Source organism: Lachnospiraceae bacterium (genome assembly GCA_022794035.1).
In the GTDB taxonomy this organism is placed as follows: Bacteria; Bacillota; Clostridia; order Lachnospirales; family Bianqueaceae; genus CALWPV01.
On record JAAWDX010000003.1, the window covers coordinates 338,295 to 355,009 of the forward strand.

General features: G+C 44.6%; 15 protein-coding genes. All 15 read left to right on the top strand.

Annotated features, from left to right (window positions below):
* Nucleotides 1–70 precede the first annotated feature (70 nt).
* The 15 genes from HFE64_03380 to HFE64_03450 all read left to right on the top strand — a co-directional run bounded on the left by HFE64_03380 (nucleotide 71) and on the right by HFE64_03450 (nucleotide 16,705).
* Nucleotides 71–349 carry a ribosomal-processing cysteine protease Prp gene (locus HFE64_03380; protein MCI8632511.1) on the top strand — a complete coding sequence of 93 codons (279 nt, stop codon included), beginning with the start codon at nucleotides 71–73 and terminating at the stop codon, nucleotides 347–349.
* A gap of 147 nt (nucleotides 350–496) precedes the next feature.
* A complete protein-coding gene (locus HFE64_03385; GenBank protein ID MCI8632512.1) occupies nucleotides 497–1,114 on the top strand; it encodes a DUF4355 domain-containing protein in 618 nt (205 codons plus the stop codon).
* Nucleotides 1,115–1,130: 16 nt separating this feature from the next.
* Entirely contained in the window at nucleotides 1,131–2,303 is a 1,173-nt protein-coding gene (locus tag HFE64_03390) for a hypothetical protein (protein ID MCI8632513.1), read from the top strand.
* Between the two features lie 11 nt (nucleotides 2,304–2,314).
* A complete protein-coding gene (locus HFE64_03395) occupies nucleotides 2,315–2,539 on the top strand; it encodes a hypothetical protein (protein ID MCI8632514.1) in 225 nt (74 codons plus the stop codon).
* Nucleotides 2,540–2,551: 12 nt separating this feature from the next.
* Nucleotides 2,552–2,878, top strand: coding sequence for a phage head-tail connector protein (locus tag HFE64_03400; protein ID MCI8632515.1), 327 nt, complete (start codon nucleotides 2,552–2,554; stop codon nucleotides 2,876–2,878).
* Nucleotides 2,878–3,195 carry a hypothetical protein gene (locus HFE64_03405; protein ID MCI8632516.1) on the top strand — a complete coding sequence of 106 codons (318 nt, stop codon included), beginning with the start codon at nucleotides 2,878–2,880 and terminating at the stop codon, nucleotides 3,193–3,195. The genes HFE64_03400 and HFE64_03405 overlap by 1 nt, the downstream gene beginning before the upstream one ends.
* Nucleotides 3,182–3,529, top strand: a complete 348-nt coding sequence (locus tag HFE64_03410) for a phage tail protein (protein ID MCI8632517.1) — start codon at nucleotides 3,182–3,184, stop codon at nucleotides 3,527–3,529. The genes HFE64_03405 and HFE64_03410 overlap by 14 nt, the downstream gene beginning before the upstream one ends.
* 4 nt (nucleotides 3,530–3,533) lie before the next feature.
* Complete coding sequence (locus HFE64_03415) at nucleotides 3,534–3,923, top strand: hypothetical protein (GenBank protein MCI8632518.1); 390 nt, start codon at nucleotides 3,534–3,536, stop codon at nucleotides 3,921–3,923.
* A gap of 14 nt (nucleotides 3,924–3,937) precedes the next feature.
* Nucleotides 3,938–4,483, top strand: a complete 546-nt coding sequence (locus tag HFE64_03420; protein ID MCI8632519.1) for a phage major tail protein, TP901-1 family — start codon at nucleotides 3,938–3,940, stop codon at nucleotides 4,481–4,483.
* A gap of 61 nt (nucleotides 4,484–4,544) precedes the next feature.
* Nucleotides 4,545–4,919, top strand: a complete 375-nt coding sequence (locus HFE64_03425) for a hypothetical protein (GenBank protein MCI8632520.1) — start codon at nucleotides 4,545–4,547, stop codon at nucleotides 4,917–4,919.
* Nucleotides 4,920–5,041: 122 nt separating this feature from the next.
* Nucleotides 5,042–5,281, top strand: coding sequence for a hypothetical protein (locus HFE64_03430; GenBank protein ID MCI8632521.1), 240 nt, complete (start codon nucleotides 5,042–5,044; stop codon nucleotides 5,279–5,281).
* A gap of 4 nt (nucleotides 5,282–5,285) precedes the next feature.
* Nucleotides 5,286–9,206 carry a tape measure protein gene (locus tag HFE64_03435; protein ID MCI8632522.1) on the top strand — a complete coding sequence of 1,307 codons (3,921 nt, stop codon included), beginning with the start codon at nucleotides 5,286–5,288 and terminating at the stop codon, nucleotides 9,204–9,206.
* A 22-nt stretch (nucleotides 9,207–9,228) separates the two neighbouring features.
* Nucleotides 9,229–11,274, top strand: a complete 2,046-nt coding sequence (locus tag HFE64_03440; protein MCI8632523.1) for a phage tail family protein — start codon at nucleotides 9,229–9,231, stop codon at nucleotides 11,272–11,274.
* A complete protein-coding gene (locus tag HFE64_03445) occupies nucleotides 11,271–14,813 on the top strand; it encodes a hypothetical protein (protein ID MCI8632524.1) in 3,543 nt (1,180 codons plus the stop codon). Before HFE64_03440 ends, HFE64_03445 begins: the two co-directional genes overlap by 4 nt.
* Before the next feature lie 2 nt (nucleotides 14,814–14,815).
* Nucleotides 14,816–16,705 carry an InlB B-repeat-containing protein gene (locus tag HFE64_03450; protein MCI8632525.1) on the top strand — a complete coding sequence of 630 codons (1,890 nt, stop codon included), beginning with the start codon at nucleotides 14,816–14,818 and terminating at the stop codon, nucleotides 16,703–16,705.
* Nucleotides 16,706–16,715 lie beyond the last annotated feature (10 nt).

The window sequence follows — 16,715 nt, forward strand, 5'->3', positions numbered from 1 at the left end:
CAGTAAAAATAAGGCACTTTGCGAAAGCAAGGTGCTTTTTTCGTGTGGAAGGTGATGAAAATTGACTGTAATAAAACGCACAGAGGCAGGCATATCAATCAGCGGTCATGCGGGATATGCTGAGCATGGGAAAGACATTGTCTGCGCTGCTGTTTCGGTGATGGCGCAGAACCTGATCAGGTCGATCGAGGAGCTCACTGAGGATAAAATCGAATACTATATCGGACCGGGCAGTATTAACATTGAGTTCGGGGAGCTTTCCGAAGAGGCAAGGCTCTTGATGGACTCTTTTTATATAGGAGCTGCGATGATATCGGAAGAATACCCGGAAAATGTAACGATCGAATAATTAAGCACTTTGCATATTTGCAAGGTGTTTTTTTATTGGGTGCAAGCATTGAATCACCCATCAAAAAAGCTATGGATAAGAGCAGGCTTGCATCTCTCTAAACTGTAAGGAATTCAAGCGTGAGAATCAAAACACGGAGGTATAAACATGAAGAACGAAAAAATCAAGATGTTGTTGCAGTTATTCGCAGAAGAGGGCGGCACAGAAAATGGTGCAGACGGTGAAGGTGGAGCCGGCGGCGCAGGAATCCAGAACGGATCCGGTGATCAATCAGATACTAAGACCGGATTGAAATATACGGATGCAGACCTCGATCGCATTCTTGGCAAGAAATTTGCAGAATGGCAGCAGAAACGCACGAAAGAGGTAAGCGAAGCTGAACGCCTTGCAAAGATGAGCGCAGAGGAAAAGGCAAACGAGCATGTGAAGTCTTTGGAGAAACGTGTTCTTGAATTTGAACAGCGCGAGGCCAGAAACGAAATGATGAGACAGGCTCGTGCGCTGTTGGCTGAGCGCGACATCAATGCAAGCGATGCTATTCTGGTAAATCTGATTGCTGATGATGCAGACAACACAAAATTGGCAGTTGAGAACTTCGCGAAAGAGTTTGAAACTGCTGTTGAAAATGCTGTAAAGGCCAAACTAAAGAGCGAAACTCCTAGATCGGGCGCTCCCTCCGGTTTGACCCGAGAGCAGATTATGAACATTCAAAACCGCTCCGAGAGACAGCGGTTGATCAAAGAAAATATGCACTTGTTTAAATGAAAGGAGATTTAACATTATGAAAAAGATGGGACTTAATCTGCAGTTATTTGCTGCAGAAGAAAACTTGATCATGGCGACCGATATGGAACCAGCTATTTCCATTGACTTTGCTTCTAGGTTAAACAGCAACATTTCCGAGTTGATGAAGCTGTTGGGCATTGTAGATCTGGATTCTGTTCCTGCTGGTACTACCATTGATATCTATGCGGCGAGTTCTACCGGGCTTGCTGATCAGGTTGGCGAAGGTGAGAAAATAAAACTGACCAAGGTGATGCGTAAGAAGGTTAAAAGCATTACCTTGGAACTGGAAAAATATCGCTGGGCAACTTCTGCTGAAAATATCCAGAAAGTAGGTCGCGAAAAGGCCATTAACGATACGGACGATGTTGTAATTGGCCTGATTCGCAAGGATGTAAAGCGGCGTTTCGTTGAAAACTTGCTGACCGGAACTGGAAGCGCAACCGGCACTACTTTGCAGGCAACGCTCGCGAAGTCTTGGGCCGCAGTTGGTAAATACTTTGAGGACAGAGATGTTACTCCTATCTATTTCGTTTCTCTTGACGATGTGGCAGATTATCTGTCTACGGCTCAGATTGGCCTAGCTCAGGCATTTGGATTCTCCTACATCGAAAATTTCCTCGGACTTGGTACTACTATTGTGCTGCCTGCCTTGGAAAAGGGTAAGATTATTGCGACTGCCAAAGAAAATCTGCGAGGCGTAAAAATCAACATGTCTTCTGGTGATGTTGCTAGGACATTTGGCCTTACTTCTGATCAGACCGGCATTGTTGGAATGAAGCACTACCTTGCCGAAGATGAGGCAACGGTAGGTTCTCTTGCTATGGCCGGTATTACCTTCTATCCAGAGGAGGCAGAGGGCGTAATCGTCGGTACTATCGGAGAATCTGTCGGATTGGATAATCTGACTGTAACCAGCGTTGCCGGAACTAACAGCGGAGATACTAAGATCACCGTTAGCCCTGCATTAACTTCCGGAAATTCCTACAAGTACAAGGTGGCAGACAATGCAACTCTGCCGGCTGCTGGCCAGAATGTGCGTACATGGACGAACTGGGACGGTTCCGCTGATATTACTGCTGCTACTGGCAAGGAGATTGTCATTGTGGAATGCGATGCAGATTACAAGGCAGTTAAGGGCGGCGTTGCTACAGTTACCGCTAAGGAGTAAGGTAGTTCCTGATGTACAAAGTAATCAAGTTTTTTACAGATTTGCATGATGCCGATTACCCGTATCAGGTGGGGGACCAATTCCCCCGCCCGGGAATCGAGGTGACGGAAAATCGCATTGCAGAACTATCTGGGAGCGACAATAAGCAGGGAGTGCCGCTGATTGCACTTGTCGAAGAGCAACCAGAGACTAAGAAGGCAGTTTCTAGGGCGAGAAAAGCAGCTGCCAAGAAATAAGGAGGCATCTATATGCTGAATAAACTGAAATTGCTGCTAGGTATACCGGTAGATGATACAGATTTAGACGAAAAACTGAATCTTATCATTAGCATGACGACCGATCGGCTGAAAATATTGCTAGAAGGATTCGAGCCACCGGAAGAACTTGCTCATATTATCATTGATGTTTCTGTGAAGCGTTATAATCGTATCGGTAGCGAGGGCATGGCAAGTCATACAGTGGAAGGGGAAAGTCAGAGTTTTGTTGACAGCGATTTTGACGAATTCGCAGATGAAATACAGGCTTTTCTCGATTCAAAAAGTGATAGCAAGCGTGGAAAGGTGAGGTTTTTATAATGCGTTTTGATACTCCCATATACTTTCAGACTGTCCAGCAGGGCGCATACGACCCGAAAACCGGCAATTATGCGCCGGAAACTGTTACAGAGGTGAAGGGGTATGCGTCTGTTACAGATTCCAGCGCAGAAACGCTGAATCTCATATACGGGCAGATCAAGCAAGGAAGCCGGACAATCCGCCTGCAAACGCCATACAAAGAGCCTTTCAGTCGCATACGGATAGGAAATACGATCTACAGAGTGGACAGAATGAGAAGACTGCGGACAAAGCAAACTTTTATTGTTAGCGAGGTGCAGCAAAATGGCGAAACTTAAGATTGAGGGGTTGGGTGAATTGCAGAAAGGACTGCGTAAAAAGGCATCTCTTGACCTTGTGAAACAGACCGTCAAACTCAACACAATGGAGATGAAAGATAAAATCCACGATAATGCTGTGTTTACCCGCGGATATAGTACAGGTGATACACAGAGAAGTGTTTCATATTCGATCGAGGATTCAGGTTTTACTGGTGTTGCCGGTGCTAAGATGCACTATGATGAATATGTGGAAAAAGGAACTCGCTTTATGGATGCGCAACCCTTTATTCGCCCTGCTTATGAAGAACAGGCGAAGAAATTCAAAAGCGATATGCGGAAACTTGTGAGGTGATCAGATGGATCGTGACCCACAGCAGGAATTATTCACAGAATTAAAATTCGCAATTGAAGCACTTGGATATGACGTATACGACAGTGTTTTGCCACCTAAGAATACGCCATATCCATTTGTTTATCTTGGCGATTTTCAGCAGAATGATGCAGAACTAAAAAATGCAGTGTTTGGCGCAGTGTATCCAATGATTCATGTGTGGCATAACAATCTGCAGCAGCGTGGAACTGTATCAGAAATGATGCTGAATATCAAGACCGCATGCAGAAAAATTGAAAAAACCGATAATTTTGCATGGATTATTGGAAGTATGAATTCAAGAATCATACCTGATAATACAACCGCTCAGCCTCTTCTTCACGGGGTAATTGAGCCAACATTTAGATTCAGTTAAGGAGGAAAATATATATGGAGAAGTTTAAACTAGACTTGCAGGCATTTGCTAGCGCCGTTTCCGGTAAAAAGATTGTTTATCTTTACAGGATTTTGGAAAATGCGACTACTGTTGCCGGTGCGATGCTGGCATTTACAACCGAGAACGGTAGAACAAAATCCAAAGATGCAGATTCTACCATCACAAAAGACGGGGCAATCAGAACGCCCGGCGCATCCGAAATCGAGATCACGGCAACTTCGATTTTATCTAAAGGGGACACGATGATTGATTCTTTGGAAGCTGCCATGGATGAAGATAAAATTATCGAAATCTGGGAGGCTAATCTGGAAGAGCTTGTGACAGGAGAAAGCGCACAAAACAAATTCAAAGGTCATTACTATCAGGGATATTTGACCGAGATTGAAATTACTTCCAATGCAGAGGATTTTGTCGAGGTATCTTTGACATTTGGAGTAAATGGCAATGGTAAGGCCGGAAGTGTCACTGTTACCACTGAACAGCAGGAAATGGCTGATTATGTTTTTGCTGACACTACCAAAAAAGAAACGGGAGCGTAAGAGGGCAGAGATGCCCTCTTTAAATTTTTAAATTCAAAAAAATAAATTGTGAGGTATGAAAATGTTTGAAATTACAATTAACGAAGTTGTATATCAGTTTAACTTTGGAATGGGATTCATGCGAGAAATTAACAAAAAGGTGACAACGCCGATTGATGGCCTAAAAGATGTTAAGAAAAATATCGGCCTGCAGTATCTTGTAGCATCTATCATTGATGGCGACCTTGAAGCGCTGGTTGAAGTGCTAGACTGCGCGAACAAAGGACAAAATCCTAGAGTTACCAGACAGCTGCTGGATGCCTATATTGATGATGAATCAACGGATATTGATGCTCTTTTTGATCAGGTGCTGGATTTTTTAAAGAAAACGAATGCTACGGCGAAGACGGTTGGCGATCTCCTCAGGGTGATCGAGGAAGCAAAGGGGAAGAAGTAAACACTGAAGAAGGTACGATTGAGAGCCTATACCGAGAAGTTGCGCTTAATTGTTTTCGATTTTTGGATTTCAAGAGTTTTGCAGAAGTGGACAGGATCACGATTCCTGAATACCGCCTGTTGATGGAAGCTGTTGAATATCGGCAAATTGATGCCGATTACAGAAACCATCTGCAGGCGTTTTTAAATTTCGCTGTTAAGGCAGAAAAGAAAGTAGGTAAAGGGAAGAGTGTTCCGGTTTATAAGAAATTTAAGAAATTCTATGATTATGAATTTGCGGTAAATAAGATTCGAGACAAGAAGAAACCAGAGAAGGAAAAAAGTCGGTTTTCCGGTATTGGAAAGTTTTTGAATAGGGGGTGAAACCATGGCAGAGAGCTATTCTGTAAAAGCTGTACTGTCAGCAGTTGACAGGGGCTTTATATCCACCCTAAAAGGCGCTGAAAAGACAACAGAGAGTCTTGCGAGCAAGATAAAAAGCGGTTTTGCATTTGGTGTTTTGACAGGAATGGGACAGCAGGCATTTAGCGCACTAACAAGCAGTGTGCGAGGCTTGATGAGTGAAATGAACTCAGCAAATGCATCATGGAAAACATTCGAAGGTAACCTGTCAATGATTGGCAAGAACAGCGGAGAAATAAAATCCATAAAAAAGGAATTGCAGTCCTTCGCAGAGCAGACCGTTTATAATGCATCCGACATGGCAACGACCTATTCACAGCTTGCTGCTGTTGGTGTGAAAGATACCACAAAGCTAGTTAAGGGCTTCGGGGGTCTGGCGGCGGCTTCAGAGAATCCGAAGCAGGCTATGAAAACGCTTTCGACGCAGGCGACGCAGATGGCTGCAAAGCCTACTGTCGCATGGCAGGATTTTAAACTGATGCTTGAGCAAACTCCTGCCGGTATCGCTGCAGTTGCAAAACAGATGGGAATGACAACATCTGAACTGGTTGCAGGCGTTCAGGATGGTACTGTGGCCACTGAAGACTTTTTTGATGCTATCTCAAAGGTCGGTACAAACAAAGAATTTACGAAGCTGGCAACGGAATATAAAACAGTTGGTCAGGCTATGGATGGTCTGACCGAAACAGTTTCAAACAAACTAGCGCCAGCATTTGATGTGCTATCTGGTGTTGGAATTAAGGCTGTTTCTGGTATAGCGGATGCACTAGATAAAATAGATGGCGAGGCAATAGCTGGAAAGATTTCGGGTTGGATTGAGAAAGCAAGGCCATATTGGGAATCGTTTAAGCAAGCGATGGCTAGCACGTGGTCAACAGTTAAATATGCGTTTAAGTCCATCAAAGAAAGTCTAGGTGATTTATTTGGTGAGTTTGGATCAACGGATTCACTTGATAGTTTTAGGGCTTCCATGGATTCACTTGCATCATTCATTAAAAATACGATGCGCACGATACAGCAGTTTTTCAAAAAAATTGCAGATACAGGCGCATTTAAAGCATTAAAACAAGCGATTTCAGATGTTGGTAGCGCATTTAGCCATGTTTTCTCTTCAATCTCAAAAGAAGGGTCAAGGGGTACATTTAACGGAATCGCTACAGCTATTGGAAATGTTGTAAAGTGGATCTCAAAAGCGGTTAGTGCCGTTGCTAAATTTGTCAGCAGTCTTGATTCTGGTATGTTTTCTGGTATTTTGAAAGGCGTTGTCGGTGTAAAAGCTGGCTTTAAAGCTCTCAATTTCGTAAAATCCTTTAAGCCGTTCAGTTTTTTTAAGAAGAATACAGAAAATGCAATCGGGCAAACAGGGAATACGGTTTCATCGGGAGCTTCTAAGATTGTCAATATTGTTAGGTCAATTGGAAACGTGATAAAAAGCGCTTTTGAAGGAATCGGAATAGCGGCACAAGGTATAGGGACCGGAATACAGTCGGCATTTATTGGAATCGGCAAGGCGTTAAAGCTTGCAAATCCGGTGAATATCCTTGCTGTTGGTGCTGCAATTGGAATCATTGTTGCTGCGTTTACTCTTCTGGCGACGCAAGGAGATGGCGTATCAAAGATTCTTGTCGGCATCAGCGGCGTTCTAAATACAGTCGGTAAAGTCATATCGACCATTATAACAACTGCGATTAAAGCAGTGGCGCAGGCACTTCTTATACTTTCGCCTATTATTCCTATCATTGCAGCAGCTCTTGTTTCTCTTTCGCCGCTGGTAACGGCATTCGGGGAGGCATTTTCGCTTGTAGCGCAGGCAATAGGAGAGGCGGTATCAAAAATCATCGAGGTACTAACGCCAATCGTTGAAATTATTGGTAATGTGGTTACGGAAATTGTACGAGTGATCGGTGATGTAGTAGTTGGTATCCTAAACGTCATTTCGCCAATTCTGCCAGAACTGACAAGTTGTTTTACACAAATTGCCGATATCGTATCAAATGCTATTGTCAGAATCGTAGAGGCGATTGCTCCATACATTCCATGCATACAAAAAATGGTAGAGGCAACGGCGCAGGCGATTCAGGCGGTTTGCGATGCGTTTAAAACTCTCGTGCAGCAAATAGTGCCGATAATACAGGCTATAATAGATCTAGTAGTAGCTCTGGGCGATGCGATCAGTAACGTCCTTCACGCTATCGCCGATGTGATAGAAAGCGTAGGCAACGCTATCAAAAATATCTTCGAGGGCATCGGGAATGCAATTAGTAAAGTAATTGATAGTATTGCTGGTGTAATTGAGTCAATCGGAAATGCAGCGCTAAATGCAGGTAAGGGATTTGATTTATTCGCCAATGGCATAAAAACCATTACAGAACTTGATCTTTTTGATATGGTAGCCTCTATGGCGGCGGTTGCGTCCGAGGTTGGTGGGCTTAAAAAAGCATTTTCCGGATTCGATGTGATCGGATCAGCAGTAAAGGATTTCGCTGATGGGCTGACAGCTGTTTCTATGGTTGGCGGAACAGCAGCGGCATCAATTATCATGATCTCAAGGGGGGCCACGCCTCTCGCTGCAGCTCTTGTTTTGATGGTTTCGCCTCTTGGCGTGATAGTTCCAGCTATGAATAAGTTTGCAGTAGCATCCACGACAGCAGCAACGGGGATTTCGAGTTTTAGTCAAAGTTTATTTGCGGCGTTTAGCGTTGCTGTGGCATTTGGCTTGCTATTAACTACATTATCAGGAAATGTGATAGTGCTTAAAACCTCGCTGGTGCTGTTATCTTCTATGGTACTAACTGCCTCTAAGTCTATTATGATATGCTCTACGATGATTTCTACGATGTGCAGTGGTATGAAGATACTTTCAGGCGCAATACTCAATGCCAGCTCATCAGGAACCAGACTATCAGGCGTTTTAACATCTGCCTCGAAATCAGTAACTGTTTTGTCTGCATCTTTGATGGCTCTTATGGGAGTATCGACAGCACTTAGTGCAGCTCTGTTGATGCTGTCCTCTGCCGTGTTTTCTATGCTTCCCGCTGCGGCGTCTGGTGCGATTGGTGTGGCAGCGTTTGGAACTGCTATGATGAGTGCCTTGGGCGGGACCGTTGCTATTGCGGGTGCATTATTACTTGTCGGGTCTTCTATGGCTGACATTGCGGATGATGCAAAAATGGCAGAAAAATCACTCACCAGCATGCGGCAGTCTATGGATATCGTGGATGAAGGTCTATCTGCACTTGGGGATATGGCAAATAATGCGATGGATGCTCTTTGTGGTTCGTTTAGTGCTGCGGAAAAAGATGCAAAGCAATCAGGAAAAGAACTGGCGAACGGATTTACAAACGCCGTTAAAAATGGTCTTGCAAAAGTACCCGTTATTGCAATGGCATCCGTTCAAGGCATTATTAGAATGTTAAAATCCGGTTATTCTGGCGCATACAGTGCCGGAGCCTATATAAGCCAGGGATTTGCACAAGGTATGCTCTCAGCAGTTGGTACAGTTCAGAATGCCGCTGCACAGCTTGCCGCAGCTGCAGATGCTGCTATAAGAGCAAAGGCTAAAATCGGGAGCCCTTCAAAAGTCGCCGATGATAACGGTGTGTATTATGGTGAAGGCCTTGAAAATGGTTTGTTGTCTAAGGTTAGGGATGTTTGGAGGGCGGCAGAGAAACTTGTATCTCTTCCATCTGTTCAAACGCCTGATCTTTCCATGTCCTATGGTGGAGAAATGAATATGGATTACGACTATTATCAGAACGCACGGTACACCGTTGAGGTTCCGCTGTATATTGATGGTAAGGAGTTTGCAAAGGCTACTGCAGACGATATGCAAAACGAGATCGGAAAGAAGTCTATAAGGGTAGGCCGTAAACACGGTATTGTATAAAAGAAAGGGGCAGTATAATTCTATGTATGATTTTATTGATGTAACTGAAACTTCAGACGGGGTTATGCTGCCCGCCGAAGCCATGAAAATCAATGGCGAATATATTGAAAATATGATTCCCGGCTATAGGACGATCTCTGTGTCCGGCCGGGAATCTCTTTCACCTAAAATTTCAACATACGAAACTGGGGTAATGGATGGCTCAAAAATTAAGAGCCGGAAATATCCTTCGCGGACAATAACAGTCCGATATCAGCTGATTGCAGAATCAAACGAGTCTTTTCGATCGGCCTACAATATGTTAGGTGGAATTCTGAACACGGAAAATGCGCAGCTGATATTTGACGATGAACCAGATAAATTTTTCATTGGCACGCCGTCAACCATTGGGGATGTGGCACCGGGATTAAACAGCGTGACAGGTGAATTTGAAATATTATGTGTGGATCCGTTTAAGTACTCGGTATACGAATACGAGGCTGTTCCGGAGTTTGGAGAAAACAGCGTATTGATTGATTATGGTGGAACGCATAAGTCATACCCAAAGCTAGAAGCTGATTTTTACAGTGAGGATGATGGAAACGGAGCGGCGTTGACCGGAAAGGGCGATTGCGGATATGTTGCGTTTTTCACGGAGAATGAAAAAATAATACAGCTCGGTGATCCTGACGAAGTGGACGGGGAAGAGTTTCCAAAGTCACAAACACTGCTCAATCAGATATTTCAGTCTAATACAGCATGGGGATCAACTGCTCAATCTTTATGGTCCGCGAACAATGGCACGATTTTAGGCTATGATGTTGTGCAGTCGGGAGCTGCAGGAATGGGCGGGGCATCGTTTACAGCAGCAGGAAAGCCTCAAAACGCAGTTATTTTGAATACGCAAAGTAAAGCAAGTGCTCCATATGTTAACTATAAAATTTCTTCAATGGAATCATATAGGGGTGCTGACTATGTAGTTCTTAGTGTTACGGTTATGACCTCACTTGCAAATACTAGTTCATACTTTGGAAATGGGTATACACTGAAAGGATCATTATACATCGGTGGCGCATGGCGCGATATCCAGATTAAAAGTGCTGCGGAATACTGGAGTGGCACAAGTGGCCATGCAATATGTCTGAGCATAAAAGTCACGGGTATTTCAGCAACGACAGCCTCTATAACCGGAATCAAATTCAAAGTGACACGTCCTGATGGTCTTGGCACGACGGGAGTCCTTTCCGAAACATCCTGTGCCAATATCCCGATCAGTCAATATATGGGCACGCCTACTTCGTATTATTTGACTGCTGCTGATTTTGGTACATTTTCAGGGAATAAATGGCATGGTCCGTCTATTACCCGGACAATAGGGGCAGATGCGAACGGAGAGACAGGTGCAATAAACTTCACATTTTCCTACAAACAAAAAATGGCTATCGGAAATGGCAGCAGCGATCAAAATCAGCTTGGAGGTTTCCATTGCAATTTGACTGCTGCAGATGGGAGCGTTGTGGCTGGAATCCGCATTGTAAAAAATAAAACAGGAAAGACAGCGCTTTTGATGATGCACGTAAACGGCGTTAAAGTTCATCAGGTAAATCTTGATCTGTCATACAATAATAAATACTTTGGGAATGCATCTAATTCTGTAATGACCTCGACGATCCAGAAAAGTGGCAGCGAGGTTATTTTTAATATTGGCGGATATCGAAAAGTATTTACGAACTCAGCGATTGCGGCAACGAAGGTTGTTAAAATCACATTCATGTTTGAAAAGTGGATGAGTCGTACCCCCCTTGCATTTAATGGTCTGTACTGGGCGAAATTTACGAAGGACAATTGTACAACATTTAAGGATATTCCAAACAAATTCGGAGCAAACGATGTTTTGATCGCAGATTGCAGCGATGCAAAAGTATATCTGAATGGTAGTTTAAATGAAGATCTCGGAGCTCTTGGCAATGATTGGGAAGATTTTGTATTAACGCCCGGCTTGAATCAGATTTTTTTCTCTTACTCTGATTTTGTGGAAGAAGGATATGAACCGACAATCAAAGTGCGGTACCGTGAGGTATTTTTATGATTATCTATTTTGCAGATCGACAGTTGAATATCATAGGCAGCGCAAGCACGAGTCTGCCTGATGGTTTGACGGTTACGGATGATAAGAAAACGGAGGATGTCGAAACCGGCGTTTCGATTTTTGAATGTAAAATCCACTTTGAAGACGGCACTAGAGGCGATGTAAAGCGCTCTGTAGAGGTTGGAAATTATTTACTGCGCAGCAACGGAAAAGAAAACGAATTTTATCAGATCATTGAAACGGAAGAAGACACTAAAAAGCAAAATATCTATGCCTATGCTGAAGATGATGGAATGGATTTGCTTAATGAGGTAGTGGGTCCATACAAGGCGGATAAAGCGTATAATATTGCCCACTATATCAGCAAATTTGCATCCGGATCTGGTTTCGTTATCGGTGTGAATGAAGCGTCAACGCTTACCAGAAAGCTAAGCTGGGACGGAGAAGCGACGGCAGCGGAGCGAATTGCCAGCGTTGCAACTCAGTTTGATAATTGCGAAATATCGTATAGTTTTGATATCAAAGGTCTCACCGTCCGAAAGAAGTATATCAATATTCATAAAAAGCGGGGGCAGGATTCCGGCGTGCAGCTGCGGCTAAATTATGACATTGACAGCATCATTACGTCAAAATCAATTGCGAATCTTGCAACTGCACTGCACTGCGAAGGCGGAACGCCTGACAATGCAGAGGATCCCATAACACTGGGCGGTTATAGTTATGACGATGGGGATTTCTATGTTGAAAATGGCGTTTTGAAGTCAAGGGAGGCCTTAAAAAATTGGTCACGCTATCTTTGGAAGATTGATGATTCGCATCTGTCAGGCGCACACATTACAAAACGATATTCCTACGACACGCTCAGTCAATCAACACTTTGTGCTCATGCGATTACGAAGCTTAAAGCACTTCGACAAATCGAGGTGAATTATGAAGTTGATATCAAGAAATTGCCGGATAATGTGCGAATTGGAGATCGGGTAAACATTATTGATGATGATGGCGAGTTATACCTATCTACTCGCATTTTGACGCTGGAAACATCTGTTGCAAACGAAGAAATGAAGGCTATACTCGGCGAATACCTGATAAGAAACAGCGGTATATCACAGAAAGTTTCAGATCTGGCTGCTCAGTTTTCAAAGATGTCTATTTCTGCATCTCGCGCTTTGTCGATCGCAAATAATGCAAAATCTACAGCTGATACAGCTCAATCAGCTGCAAATTCCGCTGCAGCAGAAGCGGAAACAGCACAGCAAGTGGCCAGTTCGGCGCAATCAGCTGCAAACAATGCTGCACAGTCTGCAGAGGCAGCACAGACGGCGGCCAATAATGCCCAATCTGCTGTTGATCTTGTTAAGCAAGATGTAGATGGGATTAAAACAACCGTTTCTAATGCGAAGGAAGCAGCGGAACAAGCACAGCAGGCAGCGACTACAGCAAAGAAAAAAGCTGAAGAAGCACATACAGCAGCTACAAATGCGCAATCTGCGGCGAATGGTGCAAAAACTGCCGCTGATGCTGCACAGAAAACCGCAGATGAAGCCGTAAGTAATGCCAGTACAGCGAAAAGCACCGCAGATGCAGCTAAAACGAAAGCAGAAGCTGCAGCGACTACAGCGGAAGCAGCAAAGATAGATGCAGAGGCTGCGAAGGCAGATATTGATTCATTAGGCGAAAATCTGACAACGATTGAAGATACAATGATTGCAGAGTACGCCAGAAAAACAGATCTTACCGAGGCGCAAGCAAGCCTACAAACGCAAATCACAAAAAATGCGGCAGAAATTAGTTCCACGGCCTCAAGCGTTACTCGGATAGATGAAACAGCCAATAATGCGTACAGCGAACTGCAAGGAGCTCTTGGACTGGCTGAACGGGCACAAAATGAGGCGGCAGCAGCGCAGCAAGCAGCCAATGCGGCGCAAGCGGCTGCAGATACTGCGGCAAAAGCGGCGACAACTGCACAGGCAGAAGCAGACGAAGCGCAGTCCGCAGCGAATACGGCAAAAACAGTACTTGACAATGCAAGATCAAGTCTTGCTAGTGCAAAAGAGGACCTTGCAACTGTACAGGCTAGAGCAGACGCAACAGAGGAAGAGATTGCAGCAGCGCAGGCGGCGGTTACGGCGGCGCAGACAGCAGTAGATACAGCAAAAAGCGATTGGAAAACTGCAATTGAAGAGGCTGACACTGCAAAACAAACAGCGTCAGAAGCTGCTTCGAATGCAAATAAGGCACAAGCAATAGCAAACAAAGCGGCGGCTGATGCAGCTATAGCACAAACTGTGGCAAATGAAGCGACAGGTAATGCATCAGCAGCGCAAACTGCGGCCAATGAAGCGGTGCAAACAGCGCATAATGCACAAAAAACCGCTAATCAGGCAGTTTCAGAAGCAGTTTCAGCTCAAGCTACAGCGGATACAGCTGCGGTAACAGCAGCAGCAGCTCAAGCGGTTGCGAATGATGCACAGGTAACAGCAACACAGGCAGCAGCTGATCTTGCCGCAGCACAGACCAGATTGCAGGAAGTTCTTGCAGATGTGGACGCGACAGAGGAAGAAATTGCCGCAGCACAGGCGACGGTTACGGCGGCGCAGAGCGCCGCAGATACAGCAGCGAATAATGCAACCACAGCACAGCAAGCCGCTGATGAAGCACAAGCTAATGCCGATAACGCACAAGCAGCAGCGGATAACGCAAAAAGTGCGGCGAATGTAGCACAGGCAGAAGCAGACGAAGCACAGGCTGCAGCGAATGAAGCAAAATCGATTGTATATGGTCTATCTAACCGGGTTGCAAATGCGGAAACCAATATTACACAAAATGCCCACGCTATTGCCCTTTCAGCAACAAAAAAAGAAGTAACTCAAACGCTGGGCGGCTACTATACGAAAGAAGAGACTAATGCTGCAATAAATGTTAGTGCAGATTCAATCACTCAAACAGTGAGCACTACGTATGCAACGAAACAATCACTTGCTGAAACCGACACAAAGGCTGGAAATGCACAAACATCTGCTGATGATAATTCAGAACGCATAACGACTTCCGAGTCTAAAATTCAGCAACTGGCTGGAATGATTTCGATGCTGGTCACAGATGGAAATGGTGCATCGATGATGACGCAGACAGCAGATGGGGGATGGACCTTTAGCATGGGGTCCATTGTAGAAGCACTGTCCAAGGCACAAAATGATGTGGATGCGCTTTCCGGGGATGTGAGCGAAACAAGCAGCGAACTTGCAACATTAAAGTCTACACTAGATGATCTGGGGGTGCTTGCTGACTATGTAGTTATTACAACATATAACGGTCAGCCATGTATTGAACTTGGGGAATCTGAAAACGCATTTAAACTGCGAATCACTAATACAGAAATTCAATTTGCAGATGGCACCATAATTCCGGCATATATCACTAACAGAAAACTAATGATCAATCAGGCTGAGGTCAAAGAAGAAATGCAATTTGGTGGATTTGTTTGGAAAGTTAGAGATAACGACAATCTGGGATTGATTTGGAAGGGAGATGAATGATAATGGCATCATGTAGTACGCCCCGTTGGGTATCTAGTTCCCCGTATGTTACTCTGACAGTTACGCAGCAATCACAAACCGGAGATTCTGCGGTTCTTGCATGGAATCTCAAATATATATCTGATTATGCAGCTGGCACAAGCAGTGCAAATACCTATAGGGTTGTTATCAATGGCTCAACTGTAAAATCCAGTAGTTATGACATCAATGGGAAAACCGGAACCCATACAATTGCAAGCGGAACAGTTACAGTTAGCAAGGGAACTGCAGCAAAAAATATTTCTTTTAGCGTTTCTTTTGATTGGGAGATTACTTGGTCAGGAAATTACTGCGGAACTAATTCGGCATCTGGTAGCATTTCGATATCTGCAAAAAGTTCATACACCGTTAGTTATAATGCAAATGGAGGATCCGGAGCTCCTTCCTCTCAAACAAAGTGGTATAACACAGCCTTAACACTATCAGGCACAAAGCCTACAAGAACGGGGTACACGTTCAAGGGATGGGCAACATCCTCAAGCGGGAGCGTTGTTTATGCAGCTGGTGCAAGCTATACAACAAACGCTGCTGCCACTTTATACGCTGTATGGCAGGCGAACACCTACACGGTTACATTTAATGCCAATGGTGGATCGGGTGCTCCGTCAAATCAGACAAAGACTTATGGTGTAAATTTGACGCTATCCAGCACAAGGCCGACAAGGACAAATTATAACTTTCTCGGCTGGGGCACTTCTGCATCCGCAACGACGGTTTCTTATGCGGCAGGTGCAGTCTATTCTCAAAATGCTGCAATTACGCTCTATGCGATATGGGAGCTAGCGTATACAAAGCCTAGAATTACTGGGTTATCTGCTGCACGATGCGATTCTTCTGGTACATCTTCTGATGACGGAGCTTATGTGAGGGTTTCTTTTGGCTGGCAAACAGATAAGACAGTCAGTTCGATTGCACTTGCATGGTCCTCAACATCTGGCGGGTCCGGGTCTAGCACTGTTTCGGCATCCGGCACAAGTGGCAGCGTTAGTCAGGTAATCGGTGGGGGTAATATCTCAACGGAGTATAGTTATACAATTACAGTTACGGTGTCTGATTCCGGTGGCAGTACAACTTATACGAGGACCGTTTCCGGAAAGGCATATGCCATTGATTTTTTAGGCGGTGGAAAAGGTGCTGCATTTGGAAAGGCAGCTGAAACGGATGATTTTTTGGATGTAGCTTGGAATGAGAGGGTTAGAAAGGACTTAACGGTTGAGGGCAAGATATATCCTGTATCAGGAATTTATGTTCATGATAAAAGAGACGCAGTAGCATCACCGAATATGTTTGGAGATCGAGTTTTCTTTGTGTACTTCGATCAGGAGGTGGATGGAGACTGGAAAACGATACTACATGCAAAAGGCTGGGGAGGTATTTATGATGCTTTTCAGATTGCGGGGCCGGCATCTATAGAAGATGGACGAAAGCTTTCGTGGAGGTGTGGTGGAGGAGATAGTTTCGGTGCATGGAAAACAATATTAGATGGATCAATGGTCAAGGATTATGTTGTCGAGCAAGGTACATCCGGTATCTGGATATGGCGAAAATGGAGCAACGGCGTTGCAGAGTGTTGGGGGAAAACAAATAAAACCATCAGCTGTACGCAGCTATGGGGCAGCGCGATGTATTTGGATTCAGGCGGGCGCACCTATGCAGATTACCCCTCCGGACTGTTTATAGATGTTCCTGTTTGCACTTACAGCGCGGAGGCGAAGAGTTCATCCGTAATCCCGATGTCAGCAGGTGATCTAGGGACAAAAACCAGAACGCCGCAGCTGCAGTTTTGTCGGGCAACATCATTAGCTAATATGGCGGTTACAGTATTCTGGCATGCAATGGGTAAATGGAAATGATGATGGAAAG